The organism is Streptomyces sp. BPTC-684 (assembly GCF_030028635.1).
Classification (GTDB): Bacteria; Actinomycetota; Actinomycetes; order Streptomycetales; family Streptomycetaceae; genus Streptomyces; species Streptomyces noboritoensis.
Window position 1 is genome coordinate 3,707,511 of record NZ_CP124863.1, and the last position, 25,452, is coordinate 3,732,962.

A 25,452-nucleotide genomic window follows, 5' to 3' on the forward strand; every position below is an offset into this window, starting at 1 on the left:
CCGCTTCATATTTGGCGGCCCTCGTTACGTCTGCCGCTCAAGCAGTACGTATCCGTACGCCACCCCCACCACCGCGTACCGACTGCCCGGATGGAGCTCGCGGGCGTACTCCAGCGGGTTCCCGGCCCAGCCCGAGACGTTGTCGAGCGCGATGTACTCGGGGACGACCCGGCGGGTGTCGCCGACCCAGAACACCCGGCAGCGGGAGGTGAGCCGGGAGATCGGCCCGACGTTGGCCTCGACGGTCGCCCCGTCCGGGACGGCCGCCAGCATCCTTTCCCGCTCGGCCACTTCGGGGCTCCTGCGGTAGGCGGCGGACTCGGTGAGCGAGTACAGCGGCAGCGAGGCGGTCAGCGCGAGGGCGGCGGCGGCCGCGGCGGCGGGCAGCTGGCGGGCGTACGACCGCAGCCAGGGGCGCGGGCTGCGGCGGCCGGTGTCCACGGCGTCGGCCAGGGCGAGCGCGAGGACGGGCATCAGCACGGCGCTGTAGTGCCAGTCGGTGGACCAGTAGTGGTCGTCGGAGGAGAGGAACCGCCAGCCCAGGGTCGGCACGGCGGCCAGGAACAGCGGGGAGCGCACGGCGAGCAGCCCGGTCGGGAGCAGCAGCCACAGCAGGGTGCGCAGCTTGGTGCCGGAGGCGGTGAAGGGCCCCGCGCCGGTGGTCTTGCCCCAGTAGTCGTACGCGCCGGTCGAGTTGAAGGCCGGTATCACCGCCGTGAGGGTGACCACGACGGCCGCGATCCCGAACGCGGCGACGCCGAGCGCGTACGCGGCGGTGCGCGGCGAGCTCCGCCGGGCGCGCAGGGCGACGACCACGGCTATGGCCGCGAGGGTCAGCCCCAGGTCCTCCTTGACCACGACGAGCGGCAGCGCCCAGCACAGGGCCGCCCGCCAGCGCCGGGCCAGTACGGCTTCCAGGGCGAAGGCGATCAGCGGCACCGCGAAGCAGATCTCGTGGAAGTCGAAGTCGGCGGCGCGCTGGAGCCCCCAGGAGAGCCCGTAGGCCACGCCGACCGCGAGCCCCGCGCCCCGGCCGAGCAGCCGGGCGGCGCCCCGGGTGACCGGCACGGCCGAGAGCGCGAACAGCGCGGCCTGGGCGACGAGCAGGGTGACGGGGGTCGGGAAGAGCCGGTAGAAGGGGGCGAGCAGCGCGGTGACGGGGCTGAAGTGGTCCCCGAGGATGTTCGTGCCCGGTCCCTTGAGGTCGGCGACGGGGGTGCGCAGATGCGCGTACGCCCGCACGGCCTGCTCGAAGATCCCGAGGTCCCAGGAGAGCGTCTCCATCCGCCGGTAGCGGAGCACGGAGACGGTGGCGTACGCGGCGAAGAGCGCGGCGGCGAGCAGGTACGGGTCCCGGCGTCCGGGCACGCCACCGTGGCTCTTTGGCGGTGTTTGCTTCGGTATGCGGGTGGAGTGGACCCGGTTTTCGGGCAGCGCGAGTAGAGCTCCGTGCACGGTGGATCCTCGGGTCAGCGGATGCGGGACGGGGTGGCGGAGGCGGTGCCGGTGGGCGTGGGCGAGCCGCCCTCCCCGGCCGGGGAGGAGGCGGGGGGCGAGCTGCTGGGTCCGCTGCCCCCGGGCGAACCGGGCGGCAGGCTCGGCGTCGCGGTCAGGGGCGGAGAGCCCGAGCCGGAGCCGCCCGGCGAGGGGGTCCCGATGTCGGACGGGCTCCTCGACGGCGCCCCCGAGCCGTACGACGGCGAACCCGAGGGCGTTCCGGACGGGGTCGGCGGGTTGGCCGGGACCGTCGTCGCGGAGTCGCCCTGGAGCCGGAGGGCGGCGACCGCGCCCGTACCGGCGACCAGGCAGACGACACAGGCGGCGGTCGCCGCGAGGGTGCGGCGGCGGCGCCGCAGCCCGCGCTCGGCGACCCGGGCGGGCGGCTCCGGCACGATCCGGCGCCCGCTCTCGGCGGCGGCCCGCTTCAGCGCCCGGGCCAGGGCCGGATCGCCCTCGCGGCCGTCGGGGGAGCCATGGGGGAATTCAGACACCCTGATCCTCCTCGGAGGTGAGGTGGGGCCGCAGCGCCGCGCGCGCCCGGGAGAGGTGCGTCTTCACCGTGCCGGTGGACAGGCCGGTCTCGGCGGCCACCTGCTCGACGGTGAGATCGCAGACGTAGTGCAGGACGGCCACGCGCCGCTGGCGTTCGGAGAGCAGGCGCAGGGCGTCGACGAGGGCGACGGAGGACGGGTCGGGGCCGTGCGCGGCCTCGGTGCGGCCGCCGTCGTGCAGCCGCCAGGCCTCGCCGGCCCGGCGGCGCCGGCGCCACCGGCTCACCGCGAGCCGCCAGGCGACGGTGCGGATCCAGGCCTCGGGCCCGGCCTCGCGCCGCAGTCGCGCACGGCGGCCCCAGGCCCGTACGAACGCTTCCTGGACGACGTCCTGGGCCTCGTGGAGGTCGCCGGTCATCAGATAGACCTGGCCGACCAGGTCCTTGACCGAGTGAGCGTAGAACTCCTCGAACTCGTCGTCGGTCAAGGCGGCTCCCGTCGGATGGACAGACCTGTCGGCGGACAGGTCTCACGGGATGTACGCCTGGCGGCGGCCTTTCGGTTGACAGGTCACCGCAAGAATTTTCGGACGGGTGGCCGGAACGGGTCCCGGAGGGGTCCGGAACCGGCCTCAGAGCTTCTGCAGGCCCTGCTTCAGCCGCTTGCCGAGCGGCCGCTCCACGTACCGGTGCACCAGCCAGGAGACCGCGAGCATCAGCGCGATCACTCCGCTGACCAGCGGGACCGGCTTCACGTGCGGGGAGAGCGAGCCGATGATCTCCCAGCCGATGTACTCGTGGAGGAGGTAGAGCGGATAGGTGAGCGCGCCCGCGTACGGCAGCCAGCGCCACTGGATCCAGGAGAGCTTCCCGGTGGCGACCAGACCCATCACCGCGAAGCACGCCCCCATGACCGCGACGACCGGCCAGTACGGCACCGGGTGCGTGAGGCGCTCCTGGGCGTGCTCCCAGGTGCTGTGCACGCCGGGCAGCGAGGCGGCCAGGCAGAACAGGACGATGCCGGTGAGCATCAGGCTCGGCCGGAACCGGTACATCAGATAGAACGCGACACCCGCGATGAAGCACCAGCTGTTGTCCGGCATGATGATCATCCGGAGCGTGCTGTCGTCCGACTGGTAGGCGAGTGCGCTGGCCACGGCCCAGGCGCAGCAGAAGAAGAGGACGCGGCGGTAGGTGAGCCCGCGCCAGGCGACGACTGCGAACAGCAAATAGAACCGCAGTTCGGCGAAGAGGGTCCAGTAGACGCTGTCGACGCTGTCGACGCCCATCGGCTCCTGGAACATCGTGAGATTGGTGACGACGTCCGCGACCGGCTTCGGGCTCAGCCCGCCCGGGACGGCCGCCACCACCGCGGTGGTGGCGATGACCGCGAACCAGTACGCCGGGTAGAGCCGCACCACGCGCGAGACGAAGAACGACTGGAGCGGTTTGCCCCAGCTGCTCATGCAGATCACGAAGCCGCTGATGAGGAAGAAGAGCTGGACGCCGAGCCAGCCGTAGGCGGCGACCGGATAAGTGGCGGGAAACCTCGCCCGGGAGTCGGTTTCCGGCCATCGTCCGGTGAGCGCCAGGTAGTGGAACATGACGACCGTGAGGGCCGCGAGGAGGCGCAGACCGTCGAGTGCGTAGATGCGGCTCGGGCGGCTCCCCTCGGCGGTGGATCCGGTCCGCTGCGGGGCGTCGGCACCGGTGAGCACCGGCTCGGGCTGAAGGAGCGCTGTCCGCGCCTGGTCGGGCATGTCGAGCGGGTTCCCCTCGGGCACGGATTTCAATGGCCTGGTCGCAGCGACGCCGCCGTATTGCCGGGCGTGCGGCACGCCCGGGGGAGCCTATGGGGTTCCTCAGGATTTGCAAAGGCTCACCCTTTGCTCAGGAGTACCGCCAAAGGGGTGATCTCGCCCACGCGCGCCCCTTGGCTTGCTTCTCGCGCGGGTGTCACACCCACGTCGTACGCTGGGAACCCCCGGCCCGTCAGACGTGTCGGGCGGTTCGCGTTGCCCTCTCCCCGGGATGGAAGCCCTTCATGAGCCTGCACGGTCTGCTGGACGCGGTGGTACGAGACCCGGCGCTCGCCGAAGCGGTGAAGGCCGCCACCGACGGCCACCGGATGCACGTCGACCTGGTCGGCCCGCCCGCCGCGCGGCCCTTCGCGGTGGCCGCGCTGGCCCGCGAGACCGGGCGCCCGGTGCTCGCGGTGACCGCGACCGGTCGCGAGGCGGAGGACCTGGCGGCGGCGCTGCGCTCGCTGCTGCCGCCCGACGAGGTGGCGGAGTACCCGTCCTGGGAGACGCTGCCGCACGAGCGCCTCTCGCCCCGCAGCGACACCGTGGGCCGCCGGCTCGCCGTGCTGCGCCGCCTGGCGCACCCCCGGGACGACGACCCGGCGGCGGGCCCGGTCAGCGTGGTGGTGGCGCCGATCCGCTCGGTGCTCCAGCCCCAGGTCAAGGGGCTCGGGGACCTGGAGCCGGTGTTCCTGCGGACCGGGCAGTCGGCGGATCTGAACGAGGTCGTGGAGGGCCTGGCGGCGGCCGCGTACTCCCGGGTCGAACTGGTCGAGAAGCGCGGCGAGTTCGCGGTCCGCGGCGGCATCCTGGACGTCTTCCCGCCGACCGAGGAGCACCCGCTCCGGGTCGAGTTCTGGGGCGACGACGTCGAGGAGATCCGGTACTTCAAGATCGCGGACCAGCGCTCCCTCGAAGTCGCCGAGCACGGGCTGTGGGCGCCGCCCTGCCGCGAGCTGCTGCTCACCGACGAGGTGCGGACCCGGGCCGCCGCGCTGGCCGAGGCGCACCCGGAGCTGGGCGAGCTGCTCGGCAAGATCGCGGAGGGCATCGCGGTCGAGGGCATGGAGTCGCTCGCGCCGGTCCTGGTCGACGAGATGGAGCTGCTGCTCGACGTGCTGCCCGAGGGCGCGATGGCCCTCGTCTGCGACCCCGAGCGGGTGCGCACCCGGGCGAGTGACCTGGTGGCGACCAGCCAGGAGTTCCTCCAGGCCTCCTGGGCGGCGACGGCCGGGGGCGGGGAGGCCCCGATCGACGTCGGCGCGGCCTCGCTGTGGGGCATCGCGGACGTCCGCGACCGGGCCCGCGAGCTCGGCATGATGTGGTGGTCGGTCTCACCGTTCGCCGCCGACGACACGGACCTGGCCACTGTGACATCAGCCGCTGACGCGGCGGGCACCCTCAAGCTCGGCATGCACGCGCCGGAGACCTACCGGGGCGACACCCAGCGGGCCCTCGCGGACACCAAGCAGTGGCTCGCGGACGGCTGGCGCGCGGTCTACGTCACGGAGGCCCACGGCCCGGCGTCCCGGACCGTGGAGGTCCTCGGCGGCGAGGGCATCGCCGCGCGCCTCGACGCGGACCTGGCCGAAATCAGCCCCTCGGTGGTCCATGTCGCCTGCGGCGCCCTCGACCACGGGTTCATCGACCCGGCGCTGCGGATCGCCGTGCTCACCGAGACCGATCTGACCGGGCAGCGCACGGTCAGCAAGGACATGGGCCGGATGCCGGCCCGCCGCCGCAAGACCATCGACCCGCTCACCCTCCAGGTCGGCGACTACATCGTGCACGAGCAGCACGGCGTCGGCCGCTATCTGGAGATGGTCCAGCGGACCGTCCAGGGCGCCACCCGCGAGTACCTGCTCGTGGAGTACGCGCCCGCCAAGCGCGGCCAGCCCGGCGACCGGCTCTACATCCCCACCGACCAGCTGGAGCAGGTCACCAAGTACGTCGGCGGCGAGGCCCCGACCCTGCACCGGCTCGGCGGCGCCGACTGGACCAAGACCAAGCAGAAGGCCAAGAAGGCGGTCAAGGAGATCGCCGCCGACCTGATCAAGCTGTACTCGGCGCGGATGGCCGCCCCCGGCCACGCCTTCGGCCCGGACACCCCCTGGCAGCGCGAACTGGAGGACGCGTTCCCGTACGCGGAGACGCCCGACCAGCTCTCCACCATCGCCGAGGTCAAGGAGGACATGGAGAAGACGGTCCCGATGGACCGGCTCGTCTGCGGCGACGTCGGCTACGGCAAGACGGAGATCGCGGTCCGCGCGGCCTTCAAGGCGGTCCAGGACGGCAAGCAGGTCGCGGTCCTGGTGCCCACCACGCTCCTGGTCCAGCAGCACTTCGGCACGTTCACCGAGCGGTACGGGCAGTTCCCGGTCAACGTGAAGGCGCTGAGCCGCTTCCAGACGGACACCGAGGCGAAGGCGACCCTGGAGGGCCTCAAGGACGGCGCCGTCGACATCGTCATCGGCACCCACCGCCTCTTCTCCTCCGAGACCAAGTTCAAGGACCTCGGCCTGGTCATCGTCGACGAGGAGCAGCGCTTCGGCGTCGAGCACAAGGAGCAGCTGAAGAAGCTCCGCGCCAACGTCGACGTGCTGACCATGTCCGCGACGCCCATTCCCCGTACGTTGGAGATGGCGGTCACCGGCATCCGCGAGATGTCGACGATCACCACCCCGCCGGAGGAGCGCCACCCGGTGCTCACCTTCGTCGGGCCGTACGAGGAGAAGCAGATCGGCGCCGCGATCCGGCGCGAGCTGCTCCGCGAGGGCCAGGTCTTCTACATCCACAACCGGGTCGAGTCCATCGACCGGGCGGCCGCCCGGCTGCGCGAGATCGTCCCCGAGGCGCGGATCGCCACGGCCCACGGCCAGATGGGCGAGAGCCAGCTGGAGCAGGTCGTCGTCGACTTCTGGGAGAAGAAGTTCGACGTGCTCGTCTCGACCACGATCGTCGAGTCCGGCATCGACATCTCCAACGCCAACACGCTGATCGTCGAGCGCGGCGACAACTTCGGCCTCTCCCAGCTCCACCAGCTGCGCGGCCGCGTCGGCCGCGGCCGCGAGCGCGGGTACGCGTACTTCCTCTACCCGCCGGAGAAGCCGCTCACCGAGACCGCCCACGAGCGCCTGGCGACCATCGCCCAGCACACGGAGATGGGCGCGGGCATGTACGTGGCGATGAAGGACCTGGAGATCCGCGGCGCGGGCAACCTGCTCGGCGGCGAGCAGTCCGGCCACATCGCGGGCGTCGGCTTCGACCTGTACATCCGGATGGTCGGCGAGGCCGTGGCCGACTACCGGGCCGCCGTCGAGGGCGGGGTGGAGGAGGAGCCGCCGCTTGAGGTCAAGATCGAGCTGCCGGTCGACGCGCACGTCCCGCACGACTACGCGCCGGGCGAGCGGCTGCGCCTCCAGGCCTACCGGGCGATCGCCTCGGCCAACTCCGAGGCCGACATCAAGGCCGTACGCGAGGAGCTCACCGACCGGTACGGCAAGCTGCCCGAGCCGGTCGAGAACCTGCTGCTCGTGGCCGGGCTGCGGATGCTGGCACGGGCCTGCGGGGTCGGCGAGATCGTGCTCCAGGGCGCCAACATCCGGTTCGCGCCGGTGGAGCTGCGCGAGTCCCAGGAGCTGCGCCTGAAGCGGCTCTACCCGCGTACGGTCGTCAAGGCACCCACGCACCAGATCCTGGTGCCGCGCCCGACGACGGGCAAGATCGGCGGCAAGCCGGTGGTGGGCCGCGAACTGCTGGCGTGGACCGGGGAGTTCCTCACCACGATCCTGGGGTCCTGAGAGAAAACTCCTGGGGGAGAAGAGGACGGGTGGGCCGCGCCCACCCGTCCTCCCACCGGCCTGCGGCCTGCGGCCCGCCGGGAAGCTCAGGCCGGGGGCTGCTCCTGCTCGGGCTGCTCGGAAGTCTGCTGCTCGGCGGGCTGTTGCCCGGCGGGCTCCTGCGCGGACGCGTCGATGCCGAGTACTTCCTTCGCCTTGTCCTGCGCCTGGTCGACCTGACCGGCGAACCGGCCGCCGGTCTTCTCGTCGACCTTGTCTCCGACGGAGTCGACCAGCTGATCCGCCTGATTCTGCGCCTGGTCCTTGAAACGGTCGAGGATCCCCATCCGCGGTCTCCTTCGTCGGGGGAGGCAGGGACGGTCACGACGCTACGCGCCGCCGCCCCGTTGCGGGCGGGCCGTCGCCGGTGGAGTGGGGCACGGCCGGGTACGGACCCCGCGCCGCCGTACGCGGGCGCCCGGCCCGGCCGCGGCTTTCCGCCTTCGAGCCCCTATGGCCGCCTGGTGGCCGGGTAGGACTCCATCGGTCCATAGGATCGCGGGGTTCCGCCAACTTCCTCCGAGGACGGCCCGTTGTGATGCGTACGTACCGAATCGCCCTTCCCGCCGCCGCGCTCGCGGCCGCGCTCGCCCTCACCGGATGCTCCGACAGCAAGACCGACGCCAAGAAGGCGAAGCCCGGCGCGCCCGCCGCGCAGGGGAGTGCCCTCGCCGCCGTCGACTCCCTCACCGTGAAGGGCCGGGCGGCCAAGACCGGTTACTCGCGGGACCAGTTCGGCAAGGGCTGGACCGACACCGACGCCAACGGCTGCGCCACCCGGGAGGACATCCTCAAACGGGACCTCACGGACGTGAAGTTCAAGGACAAGTGCGACGTCGCTTCGGGGACGCTGACCAAGGACGTCTACACCGGCGAGACCATCAAGTTCGTCCGTGGCAGCAGCAAGGTCGACATCGACCATGTGGTGGCCCTCTCGGACGCCTGGCAGAAGGGCGCCCAGCAGTGGGACAAGAAGAAGCGGGTGGCCTTCGCCAACGACCCGCTGAACCTGCTGGCCGTCGACGCGAGCGCCAACCGCCGCAAGAGCGACGGCGACGCGGCGACCTGGCTGCCGACGTTCGCGGCGGGCCGCTGCACGTACGTGGCGGACCAGGTGGCCGTCAAGAAGAAGTACGGGGTGTGGGTGACGGACGCCGAGAAGGAGGCGATGAAGAAGGTCCTCACCGAGTGCCCCCAGCAGAAGCTGCCCACGGGCTGAGGCCCGGCGGCCTCTTCGGCCACGGGGCGAGGCCCGGCCGCTCCTCGTGGCACGGCTGACACTCAGCCCGTCTTCACCCAGTCCTGGCAGCCGCTGCTCTTGAAGTACGCGTCACCGGCACCGATCCTCACGATCGCCGTGCCCGTCACGTTCTCGTTGGCGGCGATGGCCTCGGTGCTGTGCGAGGCGTCCTTCGCACGCTCCCAGTAGCACTGGTCGTCCTTGTTCCCCGTCGACTTGTACGTGCCGGGCGCGATGTCGGTGCCCACCTTGAACATGCCCCCGTTGCCCTTGAGCGTGGTCTTCGGGGTGCCCTTGGCCGCGGCCTTCGGGTCGACGAGGTGCCAGCCCTGGCAGTCGCTGCTCTTGAAGATCTTGTCGCTGGCCAGGACCGTGACGTAACTGGCGCCCGTCACATTGTCGTTGGCGAGGATCGCGTCGGTGCTGCCCGAGGCGTCCTTGGCCCGCTCCCAGTAGCAGCCGTCCTTGTTCCCGCTGCTCACATACGTGCCGGGCTTGATGTCCGAGCCGACCTGGAAGCTGCCGTCGCCGAGACCCTTCTCCTTCTTCGCCTCGGGCTGCTGCGAACCCCCCGTCTTCTCCGCCTTCTTGGGCGCGTCCTGGGTGGCCGCGCTCGTCGGGGACGTGTCGTCCGAGCCGCCGCCCGCGCCGACCGCGCCGCCGACGGCGATCACCGCGACGACCGCGCCGACGCCCGTGAGGACCTTGTGACGGGCGAACCAGTTGCGCTTGTGCTGAGACATGGCTGTGCCTTTCCGACGGGCCGTGGGGGCCGTGTGAACTGATGGGTCAATCACAACAGAGACTGTGAACCGAGTCAACATGGTTCACGGGAATGGATCGGTTCACGCTCGTGTATGGAGTGCTCAGGTGGTGATCGCTATGCTGGGAGGCACAACAGACGAGGGGAGTCGGGCCCGTGCCGGACAACGCAGCAGAGGTGACCGCTGCCGGAATCGCCCGGCTCGCCGGGGTGGGCCGGGCGGCCGTCAGCAACTGGCGCCGCCGCCACGCCGACTTCCCCAAGCCCGTCGGCGGCACCGAGACCAGCCCCTCCTTCGCCCTCCCCGAAGTCGAACAGTGGCTGCGCGACCAGGGGAAACTCGCCGAAGTCCCGCTGCGCGAGCGCGTCTGGCAGCAGCTGTCGGGCCACCCCGCCTCGGCCGTGACGGGCCTGGTCCACGCGGGCCGCGCGCTCCTTCTCGTACGGGACGACCCGGACGAATGGCGCCGGCTCACCGCGCTCTCCGACGCCGCGATGGCCGAGCGGCTGCCGAAGGTCCTGGACGAGTCTGTTCACAGCGGTCCTGTGAACACCCCCGCCCCGGCCCCGGCCGACTTCGCCGCGTCCGTGCCGCTGCTGCGCGGGGTCGGGGAGCTCGCCGCCGAGCTCGGCGCCCGGCAGACCTTCGAGTTCCTGCTCGGCCGCCACCTCGACGCCAACCCGCGTCAGTACACGCTCACCCCGCCCGGACCCGCCGAGCTGATGGCCGCGCTCGCGCTCGGCCCGCAGGCCGCCTCGGTGCTCGACCCCGCCTGCGGCACCGGCACGCTGCTGCGCGCGGTCCCGCACGCGGAGGCGGTGTACGGGCAGGACGCCGACCCGGAGCTCGCGGCGCTTGCCGGGCTGCGGCTCGCCCTGCACGGCCCGGCCGAGGTGCGCACCGCCGCTGCCGACTCGCTGCGCGCCGACGCCTTCCCCGGCCTCGCCGTCGACGCGGTGCTCTGCCACCCGCCGTTCAACGAGCGCAACTGGGGCCACGACGAGCTCGCGTACGACCCGCGCTGGGAGTACGGCCTGCCTGCCCGCACCGAGTCGGAACTGGCCTGGGTGCAGCACGCGCTGGCCCGGCTGCGCGAGGGCGGCACCGCCGTGCTGCTGATGCCCCCGGCCGCAGCCTCCCGCCGCTCCGGCCGCCGCATCCGCGCCGGGCTGCTGCGCCGGGGCGCCCTGCGCGCGGTGATCGCGCTGCCCGCCGGAGCCGCTCCGCCGTACGGCATCCCGCTCCAGCTGTGGGTGCTGCGCAAGCCCGGCGCGGGCAGCCACCCCGCGCCCGAGCTGCTGCTCGTCGACGCGGCCGGGCTGCCCGGCGGCGACGGGAGCGGCCGCGACAAGCTGCCCTGGCAGGCCGTGCAGAGCGCGGTCCTCCAGGCCTGGACGCCGTTCGACCGGGACGGCACCGCCGAGGAGCGGCCCGGGGTCAGCCGCGCGGTCCCGGTCATCGAACTCCTCGACGACGACGTGGACCTGGCCCCCGCCCGGCATCTGCCGCCCCCGGCCGCGGCGGGCGGCGCCGACGCGCTCGAAGCCGTACGCGAGGAGCTCGGCGCGACGCTGCGGCGGACCGCCGAGCTGACCCCGCCGCCCGCCGGGCCCGCCCCGCATCCGGGCGCCCGGCTGCCGCTCACCACGGTCGGCGAACTCGCCCGCGCGGGCGCCTTGGTGCTGCGCTCCGGCGGCGCGGGCGCCTCGGCCCCGGGCGTGCCCGTGCTCACCGAGCAGGACGTGCTGAGCGGCACCGCCCCCTCCGGCGCCCTGCCCGACGGCCCCGCCGAGGAGCCGGTGCTCACCGAAGTCGGCGACGTGGTGGTGCCGGTGCTCGGCGGCGGCACGGTCGCGCGGGTGGTCGACGCGGCCACGGCCGGGGCCGCGCTCGGCCGCAACCTCCAGCTGCTGCGGCCCGCACCGGCCGCGCTCGACCCCTGGTTCCTCGCCGGGTTCCTGCGCGGCACCGCCAACAACCGCCAGGCCAGCAGCTATGCGACCACCGCGTCCCGGCTCGATGTGCGCAGGCTCCAGCTGCCCCGGCTGGCGCTGGCCGAGCAGGCGCGGTACGGCGAGCGGTTCCGCGCGCTCGCCGCGTTCGAGGACGCGCTGCGGCTCGCGGGACGGCTCGGCGAACAGCTGGTGCAGGGGCTGCACGACGGGCTCACGGACGGTGTCGTACGGCCCGAGTAGACCGCGGGTGAATCCGGACCGCCCGGTTCCACCCCTGGCCCCGTGACCTGGGTGGACCCTGACCGGGCGTCACCTTTACGCTCTGGCCAGCGATGTACGTACCGCCCTGTCAGGAGCAGAGATGCAGAGCCCCGCGAGCGTGAAGGTGATCACCGTTCGGGTGGTCTTCTCCGTGCTGGTGGTGCTCACCCTCGGCCTGCTGGCGTGGACGGCGATGCTGCGGCTCGCGATCATGCGCCGCACCCGGCGCGACTGGCTGCTGTTCTGGGGCCAGTTGGCGGTCAACATCGGCTGTCTGTCGATGCTGCACACCCACTTCAAGGATACCTGGGTCTCGAACGTCGGCATGGCGCTCCTGCTGGTGCAGGCCCTCGTCGTGGTCGTCTACTACCTGGTCGTCGACATCCACTTCCACCAGCGGCGTCTCCCGGCGCCGCCGCCCTACCCCCCGGCGCCGCCGTCCCCGCGCATCCACCAGGTCCGCGCCGAACTCGACGAGCTGAGCTCCCTGCTGCGCAAGGAGGAGGGCCGGTGACCGCCGGACGCGTGGTCGCCGGGCGGTACGAGCTGGCGGCGCTGCTCGGCCAGGGCGGGATGGGCCAGGTCTGGACGGCGTACGACCAGCGCCTGGACCGCCGGGTCGCGGTGAAGCTGCTCCGCCCCGACCTGGTGGCGGGCGCCAGCGCCGCCGACGAGACCCGGCGCCGGTTCGTGCGCGAGTGCCGGGTGACCGCGCGGGTCGACCACCCGGGCCTGGTCACCGTGCACGACGCGGGCAGCGACGGCGACGACCTCTACCTCGTCATGCAGCACGTCGAGGGCGCCGACCTGGCCGACCACCTCGCCGAGCACGAGCCCTACCCCTGGCCGTGGGCGGTGGCGGTCGCGGCCCAGCTGTGCGCGGCCCTGTCGGCCGTGCACGCGGTGCCGATCGTCCACCGCGACCTCAAGCCGCGCAATGTGATGGTGCGGCCCGACGGCACGGTCACCGTGCTCGACCTCGGGGTCGCCTCCGTCCTCGACCACGACACCACGCGCCTGACCCGCACCGGCTCGCCGATCGGCTCCCCGGCGTACATGGCGCCCGAGCAGGCGATGGGCGGCGCGGTCGGCCCGTACACCGATCTGTACGCGCTCGGCGTGCTGCTCCACGAACTGCTCAGCGGAAACGTTCCCTTCGCCGGGTCCACCGCGCTCGGCGTGCTCCACCGCCACCTCTACGAGCCGCCGCTGCCGGTCCGCCAGGTGCGGCCGGAGGTGCCTCAGGCCCTGGAGGCGCTGGTGCTGCGGCTGCTCGCCAAGGACCCCGCCCACCGGCCCGGCTCCGCGCAGGAGGTGTACGAGGCGCTGGCCCCGCTGCTTCCGGTGCGCGGCACCCCGGCCGGGCACCCGCTCGACCCGACGCGCCCGTTCCTGCGCCCGCACGCCCCCTGGCCGGACCGGGCGGCCACCCCGCCACCGGTCCACGCCCAGCCGCCGGTGCCGCAGCAGGCGCCCGACCCGCGCATCGCCCCCGCCCCCGCGCCTGCCCAGCCCGATGTCGCGGACGCCGTCGACGAGGCCAAGCGGCTGCTCGGGGAGGGGCGGATCACCCAGGCCGTGGACATCCTCGGTGCGATCCTGCCGGCCGCCGCCGACCGGCACGGCGAGGGCTCCCCGGTCGTGCGGATCCTGCGCAAGCAGTACGCGGCGACGCTGATGGACGACGGCCAGTACCGCCGGGCGCTGCCCGAGCTGCGCCGGCTCGCCGAGGAGCGGGCCGCCGAGGCGGGCCCGGCCGACCCGCAGGCCCTCGCGTTCCGCCACGACGCCGCGCTCTGTCTGGAGCAGCTCGGCGACGGCGCCGCCGCGCTCGACGAGTACCGTGCGGTCCTGCCGTACTTCGAGAGTCCGTACGGCACCGGCGACCCGGCCCGCGCGGCCGAGATCCGGCGCCGCGTCGACGGTCTGCTGCGCCTCCCGTCGCTCGCGGGACGCGCTTGACCATCGCCTTTCCCTGACCGGCGGAGGCATCCCGCCGGACTTCTTCTGGCAAAAGTACGGGAAAGTCTTAAACGGACAGACGGAACAACCCCTTCCGCTTAAGCAATGGGTTGCTCAAGCGGCTGCCAAGAACAGGTCTGCTGACTGTCATTTAGGTGCTCTTTACGGACAAGATCGGCGCGTTTCTGTCTTTGGCCGATCTGTGCCCGATTCCAGGGAGTCGCCTCGTGCGCCCGCGCCCGTTCCGCCGTTCCATACGGCGGCCCTCGCTGTACCGCCGCCGTCAAAGACGTGTGGCACTGCTGCTGCTCACCAGCCTCGCACTGATGCTGACCACCCAGCAGGCCATGGCCGACGACGCCCATCTGGGCCGGATATCGCTGCCAAGCCTCAGCTCGATCACCGCCTGGTTCAAGGACCCGCACTGGGGCTCGCTGCCCGAGCAGCAGGGCGGCACCGCCGCCGGGCACGGCCACCACACCGGCGCCGCCGCCACCAAGGCGAACAAGGGCAAGGGCCACAAGCCGGGCAAGGGCCACGGCGAGCTCGACGCGTACCACCCGTACGAGAAGGCCACCAAGAGCGGCAGGAGCCGCTCGGCCCAGGGCTTCAACGCCAAGACGAGCCACCGCAATCCGGCCAAGTCATCCCGTACCGCGACAGTCTTCGACAACGCGGACGGCTCGATGACCCGGCAGGTCGCCATGACACCGGTGAACTACAAGGACGAACAGGGCAGATGGCAGCCCATCGACGTCGATGTGAGAGCGGGGCCGGACAAGCGCTGGCACGAGTCCGCCAACTCCCTCGACGTCGACTTCGCCGCCAAGGCCGCCGACCCGGCGCTCGCCTCCTTCGCCACCGACGGCTCGCACGCCCTCAGCTACGGCCTCCAGGGCGCGGCCCCCGTCACCGGCACCGCACACGGCTCCCGCGTCACCTACGCCGACGTGCTCCCCGGCACCGACCTGGAGCTCGCGCCCACCGCGACCGGGCTCAAGGAAGCGATCGTCCTGCACTCCGCGAAGGCCGGTAACACCTGGACCTTCCCCCTCGACCTCAAGGGTCTGACCGCGAGCCAGGCGAAGGACGGCTCCATCGACCTGGTGGACACCTCCGGTAAGGCCGTCGAGCGCATCCCTTCCGCGTACGCCTACGATTCGAAGGTCGATCCGCGCTCCGGTGACCCGGCCACCACGCACTCCGTGACCTACGAGCTGGTCCGCCAGGGCGCGAAGACCGCGCTGAAGGTCACCCTGGACCCGCGCTGGCTGCACGACAGCGCCCGCGTCTTCCCGGTCACCGTCGACCCGACCGTCACCGACGGCTGGACCACCACCTACGCGGAGTCCGGCCTCCCCGCCGGCGACCACTCGTCCGAGCAGACCATCAAGGTCGGCTCCTACGACTCCGGCCCGCACTCGGCGGCCGCGTACGTCAACCACTGGTACAACACCTGGGACGGCACGCACGCCACGGTCACCTCGGCGACCCTGCACCTCTTCGACACCTGGGCCTCCACCTGCACCCCGGAGCGGTTCGACGTCGCCCTGGTCACCCAGGCCTGGAAGCCGAACACGGTGACGAGCTACCCCGGCCCGTCCTACGGCTCCTCCATCGGCAACGCGACCCCGAGCGTGCCCAAGGCCTGCGCCAACACCGGCGCCGACCGGACCGTGGGCGACTGGGTGGACGTGCCGCTGACCACCAGCGCCATCCAGGGCTGGTTCAACGGCACCACCGCCGACAACGGCCTCGCCGTCTACGCGGCCACCAACGACAACCTGCACTGGAAGCAGTTCGGCTCGTTCAACGACCCGGCGCTCGGCCCGTACATGTCGGTCACCTACACCGGCAACGCGGCCCCGCAGATCTACCAGCAGTACCCGAACAACAACGCCGTCGCGAACACCACCACGCCCGAGCTGACCGCCTGGGCCGGCGACGACGTCACCACCACCCCGCAGTACGTCTTCCAGGTCTACGACAACACCAACACCAAGGTCGCCGACTCCGGGCTGATCGCCAACGGCGACTGGACGGTCCCGGCGGGCAAGCTCAAGTGGGGCCAGACGTACTACTGGACGGTCCAGGGGTACGACGGCTCGCTCTACACCCCGGCCGCCGACTGGTACGCGCTGCAGATCCAGGTGCCCCAGCCGGTGATCACCTCGGGGCTGTCGCAGAACAGCGGCAACCACGGCTTCGACGCCTCCAGCGCCAACTACACCACCAGCGACACGGACGCCTCGATCTCCACCGTCGGCCCCAGCCTCGACGTGGAGCGCGAGTACAACTCCCGTGACCCGCGCTGGACCGGCTCGTTCGGCTCCGGCTGGTCGTCGATCTTCGACACCCGCGCCACCGAGCAGTACAACGCCGCGGGCGCCGTCACCAGCGCGGTCGTCTCCTACCCGAACGGCTCGCAGGTCGGGTACGGCAAGAACGGCGACGGCAGCTTCTCGGCCGGCTCCGGCCGCTTCTCCACCTTCAAGTCGGTCACCGGCGGCTACTCGCTGACCGACAAGGACGACACGGTCTACACCTTCACCCAGGCGCTCGGCTCCGGCGGCTACGGCCTCACCTCGGTGACCGACGCCAACGGCCGCGCCCTGACCTTCACCTGGTCCGGCGGCCACGTCTCCAAGATGGCCTCGGCCGTCTCCGGGCGCGCCCTGAACGTCACCTGGGCCACGCCGTCCGGCGCGGCCGCCGCACACGTGGCGACCGTCGTCACCGACCCGGTCGTCGGCACCGACCAGTCGACCGCGCTGACCTGGACCTACGGCTACACCGGCGACCAGCTCGTCTCGGTCTGCCCGCCGTCCTCCACCACCGCCTGCACCAAGTACACCTACACCGCGGGCTCCCAGTACCAGAACGCCTCGCTCGACCTCGGCCCGCGCGCCATGTGGCCGCTGTCCGAGGCCTCCGGCACCGTCGCCAACGACGCCGTCCTGGGCAACGAGAACACCCTCGACGCCACGTACAAGAACGTCACGCTCGGCCAGGCGGGCCCGCCGAACGGCGGCACCGCCGCGGGCTTCAACGGCACCTCCTCGGCCGTGGCGCTCCCCAACGACACCGGCAACAACACCGACTCGGGCGCCCTGTCGCTCTGGTTCAAGACCTCGGCCGGTCCCGGCGTCCTCTACTCGTACGCCTCGCAGCCCATCGACGCGGGCAACGCGGCGGGCTACTACACCCCGTCGATCTACGTCGGCAGCGACGGCAAGCTGAACGCCGAGTTCTGGTACAGCGGCGGCATCGCCCCGCTCACCACCTCCGCGGCGGTCACCGACGGCAAGTGGCACCACGTGGTGCTCTCCGCCGCGGGCAACTCGCAGACGCTGTTCCTCGACAACGCCAAGGTCGGCTCGCTCTCGGGCACCGTCTCCATCAAGAGCGGCACCGCCTTCGGCAAGAACCAGCCGTTCAACTACCTCGGCACCGGCTTCCTGGGCGGCAACTGGCCCGACCAGCCGCACCAGAGCAGCACCAGCAAGACCGGCTACGCCACCTACTTCAACGGCTCCATCGCGGGCGCCGCGTGGTACGACCGCCCGCTGGTCGCCGCCGACGTCAGCGCGCTCTACAACTACGGCACGCACGCCTCCAGCCTGCTCTCCTCGGTCACCCGCCCGTCCGGCAAGACGTACGCGGCGATGACCTACGACCCGGGCACGGCGGCGCTCACCCAGCTCACCGACGAGAACGGCGGCGTCTGGAAGCTCGGCGCCCCCACGGTCACCGGCTCCAGCCAGACCTACCGCGGCGCGGTCCTGGGCGGTGCCCCCGCCACGTACTTCCGCCTCGGTGAGGCGGCCGGTGCGAGCAGCGCGGTCGACGAGACGCGCGGCGGCAACGGCACGTACAGCAACGTGACGCTGGGGGCCACCGGTCCCTTCGCCGACCAGAAGGCGGCGGCCTTCAACGGGACCAGCTCCCTCGTGCAGGTGCCGGACGTCCAGACCGGCAGCACCTCCGCGTCCGCCGAGCTCTGGTTCAGCACCACGCGCGGCGGCGCGATCCTGATGAACGCGCAGAGCGGGCCGATCGGGGGCACGGTCTCCTCGACCACCCCGCAGCTGTGGATCGGCACCGACAACAAGCTGTACGGCGGTTTCTACACCACCTCCGGCTCCGTCCAGATGGGCACCACCGGCACGGTGACCGACGGCAAGTGGCACCACGTGCTGCTGAGCGCCTCGCCCACCAGCCAGACGCTGTACCTGGACGGCACCCAGGCCGCCACCAAGACCGGCACGGCCGCGCTCACCACCGGCGGGCGCACCACCGACTACCTCGGCGCCGCCACCACCGGCTCCGGCTGGGCCGGTCTGCCCTACCCGGCGACCGTGTACTTCAACGGCTCGCTCGCCGAGGCCGCCACCTACCGCTCCGCGCTCACCGCGCAGGACGCGGCGGCGCACTTCCAGGCCGCGAAGAACTCCACGGGCCTGCTGCCGGTGTCGACCGTCAAGGTCACCTCCCCGGCCAACGCGACGCTCACCTACCAGTACGACGTCAACCACAACAACCGGATGCTGACCGAGACCGACGGCCTCGGCAACACCACCAGCTTCGGCTACGACACCGGCGGCTTCGAGCACACCGTCACCGACCCCAACGGGGCGACGACGGTCACCGGCCATGACGTCCGCGGCAACACGGTCTCCACGACCACCTGCCAGAACCAGGCGGCCAACGCCTGTTCCACGGAGTACTTCAGCTACTTCCCGGACGACACCACCGAGCAGCTCACCACCGCCGACCCGCGCAACGACATCCTGCTCACCCGGCGCGACGGCCGCTCGGCCTCGGCGACGGACAACACGTATCTGACGTCCTTCGGCTACGACAGCGCGGGCAACCAGACCACCATCACCGGTCCGGCCGTGGCGGGCTTCCCGAACGGGCGCACCACCACGACCGTCTTCAGCGACGGCACCGCCGCCTACCCGGCGACCGGCGGCGGCAACGTCCCCAAGGGCCTGCCGGTGCGCACGGTCAGCCCGGGCGGCGCGGTCAACTCCGTGGCCTACTTCAAGAACGGCGACGTGGCCTCGACCACGGACGCCGGCGGTCTGGTCACCTCGTACACCTATGACGGCGTCGGCCAGGTCCTGAGCAAGAAGGCCGTCTCCGACACCTACCCGGCCGGGCTCACCACGACGTACACGTACGACGCGGACGGCCAGGTCGTGCAGGAGAAGGACCCGCAGCTCACCGACCGGGTCACCGGCGCGGTGCACGCCGCGGTCTCCACCACCGCCTTCGACGTCGACGGCAACATCACCTCGCAGTCGGTCGCGGACGGCAGCGGCGGGGACTACACCCGCACCGAGACGCAGACCTACGACGCGTACGGCCACGTCGCCACCAAGAAGGACGCCAACGCCAACGCGGGCGCGTCCAACGGCAACACGGTCACGTACACCTACGACAACCAGGGCAACAAGACCAAGGAGGTCTCCTCCTCCGGCACCGAGATGCGCTACACGTACGACGACAACGGGCAGCTGCTGACCCAGGGCGTCATGTATGCGGGCGACCCGGTGAACCCGCAGTCCCCGTCGCTGCTGACCGAGTCGTCGCGGGCCTACGACCCGTCGGGCCGGCTCGCGTCGGTCACCGACGCCATGGGCGCGACGACCTCGTACACCTACACCGACAACGGTCTGACGTCGACGGTCACCAAGAAGAGCGCCGACGGCACCAGCTCCAGCGTCCTGGAGTCCAACTCCTACGACGCGGCCGGCAACGTGCTCTCCAGCACCACCGACAACGGCGAGACCGTCACGACCCACACGGTCGACGCGGCCTCCCGCCACACCTCCACCACCCTCGACCCGGGCGGCGTCGCCCGGGTGACCAGCGTGTCGTACACGCCGGACGACGAGATCGCCACCGAGAACAGCCGCGACTCCTCGGGCTGGGACCGCACGGTCACCAACGCGTACGACGCGATGGGCAACAAGATCGCCGAGACGCTGTACGGGGACGCCGCCGGGCACCCCACCGGCTGGTGGAAGCTCGACCAGTCCTCCGGCTCGACGGTCACCGACGCCTCCGGCTCCGGCAACACCGCCGCCGCCACCGGCGTGACCTGGAACGACTCCGCGGCCACCTTCGCGGGCAACGCGGGCCAGCAGATCGCCACCAACGGCCCGGTGCTGGACACCGCCGCCTCCTACACGGTCTCCGCGTGGGTGAACATGGCGTCGCTGCCGACCCACAACGCGACGGTCGTCGCCCAGGCGGGCACCACCAACAGCGCGTTCATGCTCCAGTACAACTACGCGCACACCAACGCGCCGCTGTGGTCCATGGAGCAGACCAGTACGGACGCGGCGGGGACCTCGTTCCCGGCCGCCTACTCCACGGCCAAGCCCGTCGCGGGCAGCTGGACGCACGTCGTCGGCGTGTACAACGCCACCAACGGCGCCGTGCAGGTCTACGTCAACGGCACGCTCTCCGGCAGCGCCACCAACAGCGCGCCCTGGAGCGCGCACGGGCCGCTGATGATCGGCGCCGCCAAGTACGGCGGCGGCGTGGTCGACGCACTGCCCGGCGGGGTCTCGAACGTGCAGGTCTACCAGCGCGCGTTCACCTCGACCGACGTCACCTCGCTCTACGGCAAGGGGCGCACCGGCGGCACCGCCGCCTCCTCGGGCGAGCAGAAGACCACGTACACGTACGACCAGCGCGGTCTGCGCACGTCCATGACGGACGCCAACCAGAACACCACCACCTACGCCTACGACGAGGCCGGGAACCAGGCGGTCACCACCGCCCCGGCCGTGCAGGCGGAGGCGGACGGCACCAACCCGCTCACCGTGCGCCCCGTCACCACCAGCGGCTTCAACACCTTCGGTGAGGCCGTCGAGGAGCAGGGCCCCAACGGCGACGTGACCACCACGGCCTACGACGCCAACGGCAACAAGGTCATGGAGACCCTGCCGTCCTACACCCCGGCCGGCGAGACCACCCCGGTCACCGCGGCCTCGACCTGGACGTACGACAACGAGGGCAACCAGACCTCGTCGACCACCCCGGGCGGGCGCACCACCGGCTACCTCTACGACCAGCTGGGCCGGCTCGCCCAGGTCACCAAGCCCGACGGCGCCACCGTGCACACCACGTACGACAACGCCGGCGACCCGCTCTCGGTGACCGACGGCACCGGCGCCACCACCCAGGCGACCTACGACTACCTGGGCCGCCAGCTCACCTCCACCACCCTGGAGCGGTTCCCGTCCACCCGGACGCTGACCAGCACCAACTCCTACGCGGTGACGGCGGGCAACCCGTACGGCACGCACGCCTCGTCGACGACGACGCCGGGCGGGGTCACCACCTCGTACGGCTACAACCGGGCGGGCGAGGCCACGTCCGTCACGGACGCGGCGGGCAACACCACCCGGTTCACCTACGACTTCGAGGGCAACCAGCAGAAGACGATCCTGCCGGACAACACCTGGACCCAGACCGACTACAACGCGGCGGGCCAGCCGACCTACAACAAGCAGTACGACGCCTCGGGCACCCTGCTCGCGCAGTCCTCGGCGACGTACGACGCGGTGGGCAACACGGTCACCACGACCGACGCCAACGGCCACACCTCCCGCTTCACCTACGACGCGGCGGGCACGGTCACCCAGGAGATCCAGCCGGTCTCCGACACCTCGTCCATCACCACCAGCTTCGGCTACGACCAGGCGGGCCACCGCACCCGGTTCACCGACGGGCGGGGCAACTCCTGGCGCTACACCTACACGCCGTGGGGCCAGCAGGAGAAGGTGATCGAGCCGTCCACCGCGCAGTACACCTCGGCGGCGGACACCACCACCACGTTCGGCTATGACGCGGACGGCCGGATGGTCAAGGCCGTCAAGCCGGGCGGCACGTCGACGTCCCTGACGTACGACAAGAACAACCGGGTCGTGGCCATGGACGGCCAGGGCGCGGACGCCGCGACCGCCAGCCGCTCCTTCGCGTACGACAAGGCAGGCCGGGTCCTGGCGGCGGACACCGCCGAGGCGGGCATCGCGGGCAACACGGACCACCAGTCCGCGACCCACGAGGCGTTCGGCTACGACGACCGGGGAGACCTGCTCTCCACGTCCGGCTCCGCCGGCTCGTCCAGCTTCACCTACAACGCCGACTCGGCGCCGCTGACCCGCACCGACGCGGCCGGCACGACGACGTACGGCTACGACACCGCGGGGCGCCTGTCCACCCTGGACGACGCGGCCACCGGCAACCGGCTGACGTACACGTACGGCAAGCTGAACGAGATCTCCCAGATCAAGTACGGCGCCACCGGCCAGACCCGCACCTACACCTACGACAGCAGGCACCGGCTGACCGGTGACACCCTGATGCAGGGCGCCACCGGCCTCGCCTCCACCGGGTACGGCTACGACAAGAACGGCAACCTGACGTCGAAGACGACGACCGGGGTGCCGGGCGCGGCGAGCCACACCTACACCTACGACTACGCCAACCGCCTCAGCTCGTGGAACAACGGCTCCACGACGACCAATTACGGCTACGACGCCTCCGGCAACCGCACCCGGGTCGGCGCGGACGTCTACACCTATGACGCCCGCGACCAGCTGACCTCGGACGGCAACCACACCTACACGTACTCGGCCCGGGGCACCATGACCCAGCAGGCCGGGTCGGACGGCACGGTCGCCTTCACCACCGACGCGTTCGGCGCCCAGATCACCGCGGGCACCCACGCGTACAACCTGGACGCGGCCGGGCGGAACATCACCGACACCGACACCGCGACCCAGGGCAGCCGCACCTTCCAGTACTCGGGCGCGAGCAACACCATCGCCTCCGACGGCAACTACACCTACACCTACGACCCGTCGGGCTCGCTGATAGGCGTCGGCAACGGCTCCTCCGGCAGCGCACTGGCCCTCACCGACCAGCACGACGACGTGATCGGCACGTTCACCGCCGGCGCCACCGCGCTGTCGGGCTCGGCGAGCTACGACCCGCTGGGCAAGGGCGTCGGCACCAACACCGTCCTCGGCCACCTCGGCTTCCAGTCCGGCTGGACCGAGCCCGGCTCGGGCGACGTGGGCACGGCCTCGCGCTGGTACAACCCGGCGACCGGCCAGTTCCGCAACAAGGACTCCATCTCGCTGAACCCGGTCCCGAACTCGGTGTCCGCGAACCCGTTCGCGTACGTCAACGACAACCCGCTCGCGGGCACGGACCAGTCCGGCAACTGCTCCTGGTACGACGTGGTGTGCGGCGCCAAGAAGGTGGCCCACAAGGCCGCCGCGGTGGTGCACCAGGTCGCGGCGCCGATCTACCACGCCGCCGTCCAGGTGGTGCACGAGGTCGTCCAGGTCGCCAAGCACGTGGCGAAGAAGGTCGTCCACCGGGTCCGTGACGTGTACCGCAAGACGGTCCGCGTGGTGCGCCGCGTCTACCACTACGCGGTGCGCAAGGTGAAGCGCGTCTACCACGCGGCGGTCCACGCCGTGCACACGGCGTACCACAAGGTCACCAAGACGGTGAAGCGCGTGGTCCACGCCGCGAAGAAGGTCGCCAAGGCGGCCGTGCACACCGTCGCCAAGGCGGCCCGCACGGCCTACCACGCCACCGTGAAGGCGGCGAAGACCACGGCCACGTTCGTGAAGCACCACGCGGCCGCGATCACCTCGTTCGTGGTCTCCACGGCGGTCTTCATGGGCTGTGAGGCGGTCACCGCGGGCGTCGGCTCCATCGGCTGCGCGGCGGTCGCCGGAGCGGTCGGCTCCCTGGTCACCCAGGGCTTCGCCTGCGCCCAGAAGGGCGGCGACGCGTGCAGCGTCGGAGCCTTCGCGGGCTCGGCGATCGAGGGTGCGGCGTCCGGCGCGCTGGGCGGCGTCCTCGGCAAGATCGGCGGCTCGCTGCTGGCGAAGGCGGCCCCGAAGGCGATGAAGGCCGTCGGCGGTCTGTTCGGCAAGGGGGCTGCGGCGGAGGAGACGGCGGCGCGCGATGCCACCCAGACCGCGGCGTCGCGGGCCGAGGCGGAGGCCGCGGGCGGCCGGAGCGAGTCGGGCATCGGCTGCAAGGTCGCCCGTCCGCACAGCTTCACCGGCAACACCAAGGTCCTGATGGCCAACGGCACAGCCAAGGCCATCGACAAGGTCAAGGTCGGCGACACCGTCGCCAACGCGGCGCCGGGTGTCTCCGGCACCGAGGCGCACAAGGTCACCGCGGTCATCGTGACCACGACGGACCACGACTTCGTGGACGTCACGGTCAAGGCGACGAAGCGCGGCGCGACGGTCAAGAAGGCGGTCCGCAGGGCGGCGCTGGGCCTCGCGGCCTCGGCGGCGGTACTGGGCGCCGTGACGGCGACCCCGCAGCAGGCGCAGGCGGCCGAGGTGACCGCCAAGGGCGACCACCTCACCACCACGTTCCACCACCCGTTCTACGACGCGACCCAGGCCGCGTTCGTGGAGGCCAAGGACCTCCACGAGGGCGACGTCCTCCAGACCCCGACCGGCACGGCCGAGGTCACGGGCATCCGCCTGTACCACGCAAACACGACCACGTACGACCTCACCGTCGGCGGCCTCCACACGTACTTCGTGGAGGCGGGCGACACGCCGGTCCTCGTCCACAACTGCAACATCGGGCAGGACGAGGCCCACGGCATCATCGACAAGATCACCGACCCGTTGAAGGCACACCGGCAGAAGGTGCTCGCCGACTCCGCCAAGCAGGGTGTGGAGCCGCCTACCACGGTCTCCATCGCCTTCGACCGGGCCGCCGGTGAGGGCAGTGAGGTCATGGGCGTCGGCGTCCGGGGCGAGGCGGCCACCATGGGCGGCCGCCACGGTCTCGACCCGGAGATCACCGAGCACATGCCGAAGATCTCCAAGGAGGTCTGGCCCGATGCGGAGGGCTGCGCGGAGATCGGGGCCTGCGCGGGAGCGTTCGACAACGGCGCCTCCGCACGGCCGAACCTGGCGTTCCTGACCGTCAACACGAGGACGGGCGTGCCGATGCCGTTCTGCAAGAATTGCGCGGCGACGTTCCACGATGCCGTGGACCTGTTCAAGCACCTGAGGCCTGGCGATGCATTCTGATTCCGAAGAGCGGTACCAGGACGCGGCCCGCCGCGTCCTGCGGGCCGCGGGGTGGGTGCCGGGCCGTGCGTCCGGCACCGCCCCGGCGGCCCAGCTGGTGGCCGACTACGGACCGGCTCCCGAGGCGGCCCTGGCGTTCCTCGACGAGTTCGGCGGGCTGCGCCTGGTCTTCACGGACCCCCGGGACAGCGAGTCCGAGGACGACGTGGAGATCATCACCCCGCAGATCACCGGCTGGGTGACCACCTGGAGCCGGGCCGCGGGCGAACCCGTGTACCCGGTGGGGGTGTTCTCCCGCCGCAACTGCGTCCTGCTCGTCGGCGAGAGCGGCGCCCTGTACGGGGCGTTCGACGCCGTCCTGGGCAGGCTGGGCGCGGACGCGCTGGAGGGCCTGGGTAGGCTCGTGCTCGATACGAGCCCGCTGGAGCCGCGCCTTCCGGTGCCGCCGGAGGCCGTGTACCGGCATGAGTTCCTCGAGTAACGCGTAACGCACGTCGCGATACCACGAGGGGAGGAGGGAGCGTGCCGAGC

13 protein-coding genes are annotated in these 25,452 nt (G+C 71.7%); 7 read left to right on the top strand and 6 right to left on the bottom strand.

Going from position 1 to position 25,452, the window contains the following annotated elements:
- Positions 1-24: 24 nt before the first annotated feature.
- The 4 genes from QIY60_RS16515 to QIY60_RS16530 form a co-directional block, all read right to left on the bottom strand.
- Entirely contained in the window at positions 25-1,368 is a 1,344-nt protein-coding gene (locus tag QIY60_RS16515; protein ID WP_283143137.1) for a DUF2079 domain-containing protein, read from the bottom strand.
- A gap of 101 nt (positions 1,369-1,469) precedes the next feature.
- On the bottom strand, positions 1,470-1,991 hold the full coding sequence (locus QIY60_RS16520; RefSeq protein WP_283143138.1) for a hypothetical protein: 522 nt from the start codon (positions 1,989-1,991) through the stop codon (positions 1,470-1,472).
- Entirely contained in the window at positions 1,984-2,478 is a 495-nt protein-coding gene (locus QIY60_RS16525) for a SigE family RNA polymerase sigma factor (protein ID WP_283143139.1), read from the bottom strand. The genes QIY60_RS16520 and QIY60_RS16525 overlap by 8 nt, the downstream gene beginning before the upstream one ends.
- A gap of 144 nt (positions 2,479-2,622) precedes the next feature.
- Entirely contained in the window at positions 2,623-3,774 is a 1,152-nt protein-coding gene (locus QIY60_RS16530) for an acyltransferase (RefSeq protein ID WP_283143140.1), read from the bottom strand.
- Between the two features lie 260 nt (positions 3,775-4,034).
- On the opposite strand from QIY60_RS16530, the gene mfd reads away from it, so the two are divergent.
- Entirely contained in the window at positions 4,035-7,592 is a 3,558-nt protein-coding gene (mfd, locus tag QIY60_RS16535; protein WP_283143141.1) for a transcription-repair coupling factor, read from the top strand.
- Between the two features lie 86 nt (positions 7,593-7,678).
- Here mfd and QIY60_RS16540 read toward each other — a convergent pair whose 3' ends face one another.
- Positions 7,679-7,918: an antitoxin gene (locus tag QIY60_RS16540; RefSeq protein ID WP_283143142.1), complete on the bottom strand. Its 240-nt coding sequence runs from the start codon at positions 7,916-7,918 to the stop codon at positions 7,679-7,681.
- Between the two features lie 251 nt (positions 7,919-8,169).
- Between QIY60_RS16540 and QIY60_RS16545 the strand changes: the two genes are divergently transcribed.
- Positions 8,170-8,850 carry an HNH endonuclease family protein gene (locus QIY60_RS16545; protein WP_283143143.1) on the top strand — a complete coding sequence of 227 codons (681 nt, stop codon included), beginning with the start codon at positions 8,170-8,172 and terminating at the stop codon, positions 8,848-8,850.
- A 62-nt stretch (positions 8,851-8,912) separates the two neighbouring features.
- On the opposite strand, the gene QIY60_RS16550 is transcribed toward QIY60_RS16545, so the two are convergent.
- Positions 8,913-9,614 (bottom strand): hypothetical protein, encoded by a 702-nt coding sequence (locus QIY60_RS16550; RefSeq protein ID WP_283143144.1) that lies wholly within the window; start codon positions 9,612-9,614, stop codon positions 8,913-8,915.
- Between the two features lie 176 nt (positions 9,615-9,790).
- Here QIY60_RS16550 and QIY60_RS16555 point away from each other — a divergent pair, with 176 nt between their 5' ends.
- The 5 genes from QIY60_RS16555 to QIY60_RS16575 all read left to right on the top strand — a co-directional run bounded on the left by QIY60_RS16555 (position 9,791) and on the right by QIY60_RS16575 (position 25,402).
- Positions 9,791-11,830 carry an N-6 DNA methylase gene (locus QIY60_RS16555; RefSeq protein ID WP_283143145.1) on the top strand — a complete coding sequence of 680 codons (2,040 nt, stop codon included), beginning with the start codon at positions 9,791-9,793 and terminating at the stop codon, positions 11,828-11,830.
- A 121-nt stretch (positions 11,831-11,951) separates the two neighbouring features.
- A complete protein-coding gene (locus QIY60_RS16560; protein ID WP_283143146.1) occupies positions 11,952-12,365 on the top strand; it encodes a hypothetical protein in 414 nt (137 codons plus the stop codon).
- Positions 12,362-13,813 (top strand): serine/threonine-protein kinase, encoded by a 1,452-nt coding sequence (locus tag QIY60_RS16565; RefSeq protein WP_283143147.1) that lies wholly within the window; start codon positions 12,362-12,364, stop codon positions 13,811-13,813. The genes QIY60_RS16560 and QIY60_RS16565 overlap by 4 nt, the downstream gene beginning before the upstream one ends.
- Positions 13,814-14,106: 293 nt before the next feature.
- Positions 14,107-24,921 carry a LamG-like jellyroll fold domain-containing protein gene (locus QIY60_RS16570; RefSeq protein ID WP_283143148.1) on the top strand — a complete coding sequence of 3,605 codons (10,815 nt, stop codon included), beginning with the start codon at positions 14,107-14,109 and terminating at the stop codon, positions 24,919-24,921.
- Positions 24,911-25,402: an SUKH-3 domain-containing protein gene (locus QIY60_RS16575; RefSeq protein WP_283143149.1), complete on the top strand. Its 492-nt coding sequence runs from the start codon at positions 24,911-24,913 to the stop codon at positions 25,400-25,402. The genes QIY60_RS16570 and QIY60_RS16575 overlap by 11 nt, the downstream gene beginning before the upstream one ends.
- Positions 25,403-25,452 lie beyond the last annotated feature (50 nt).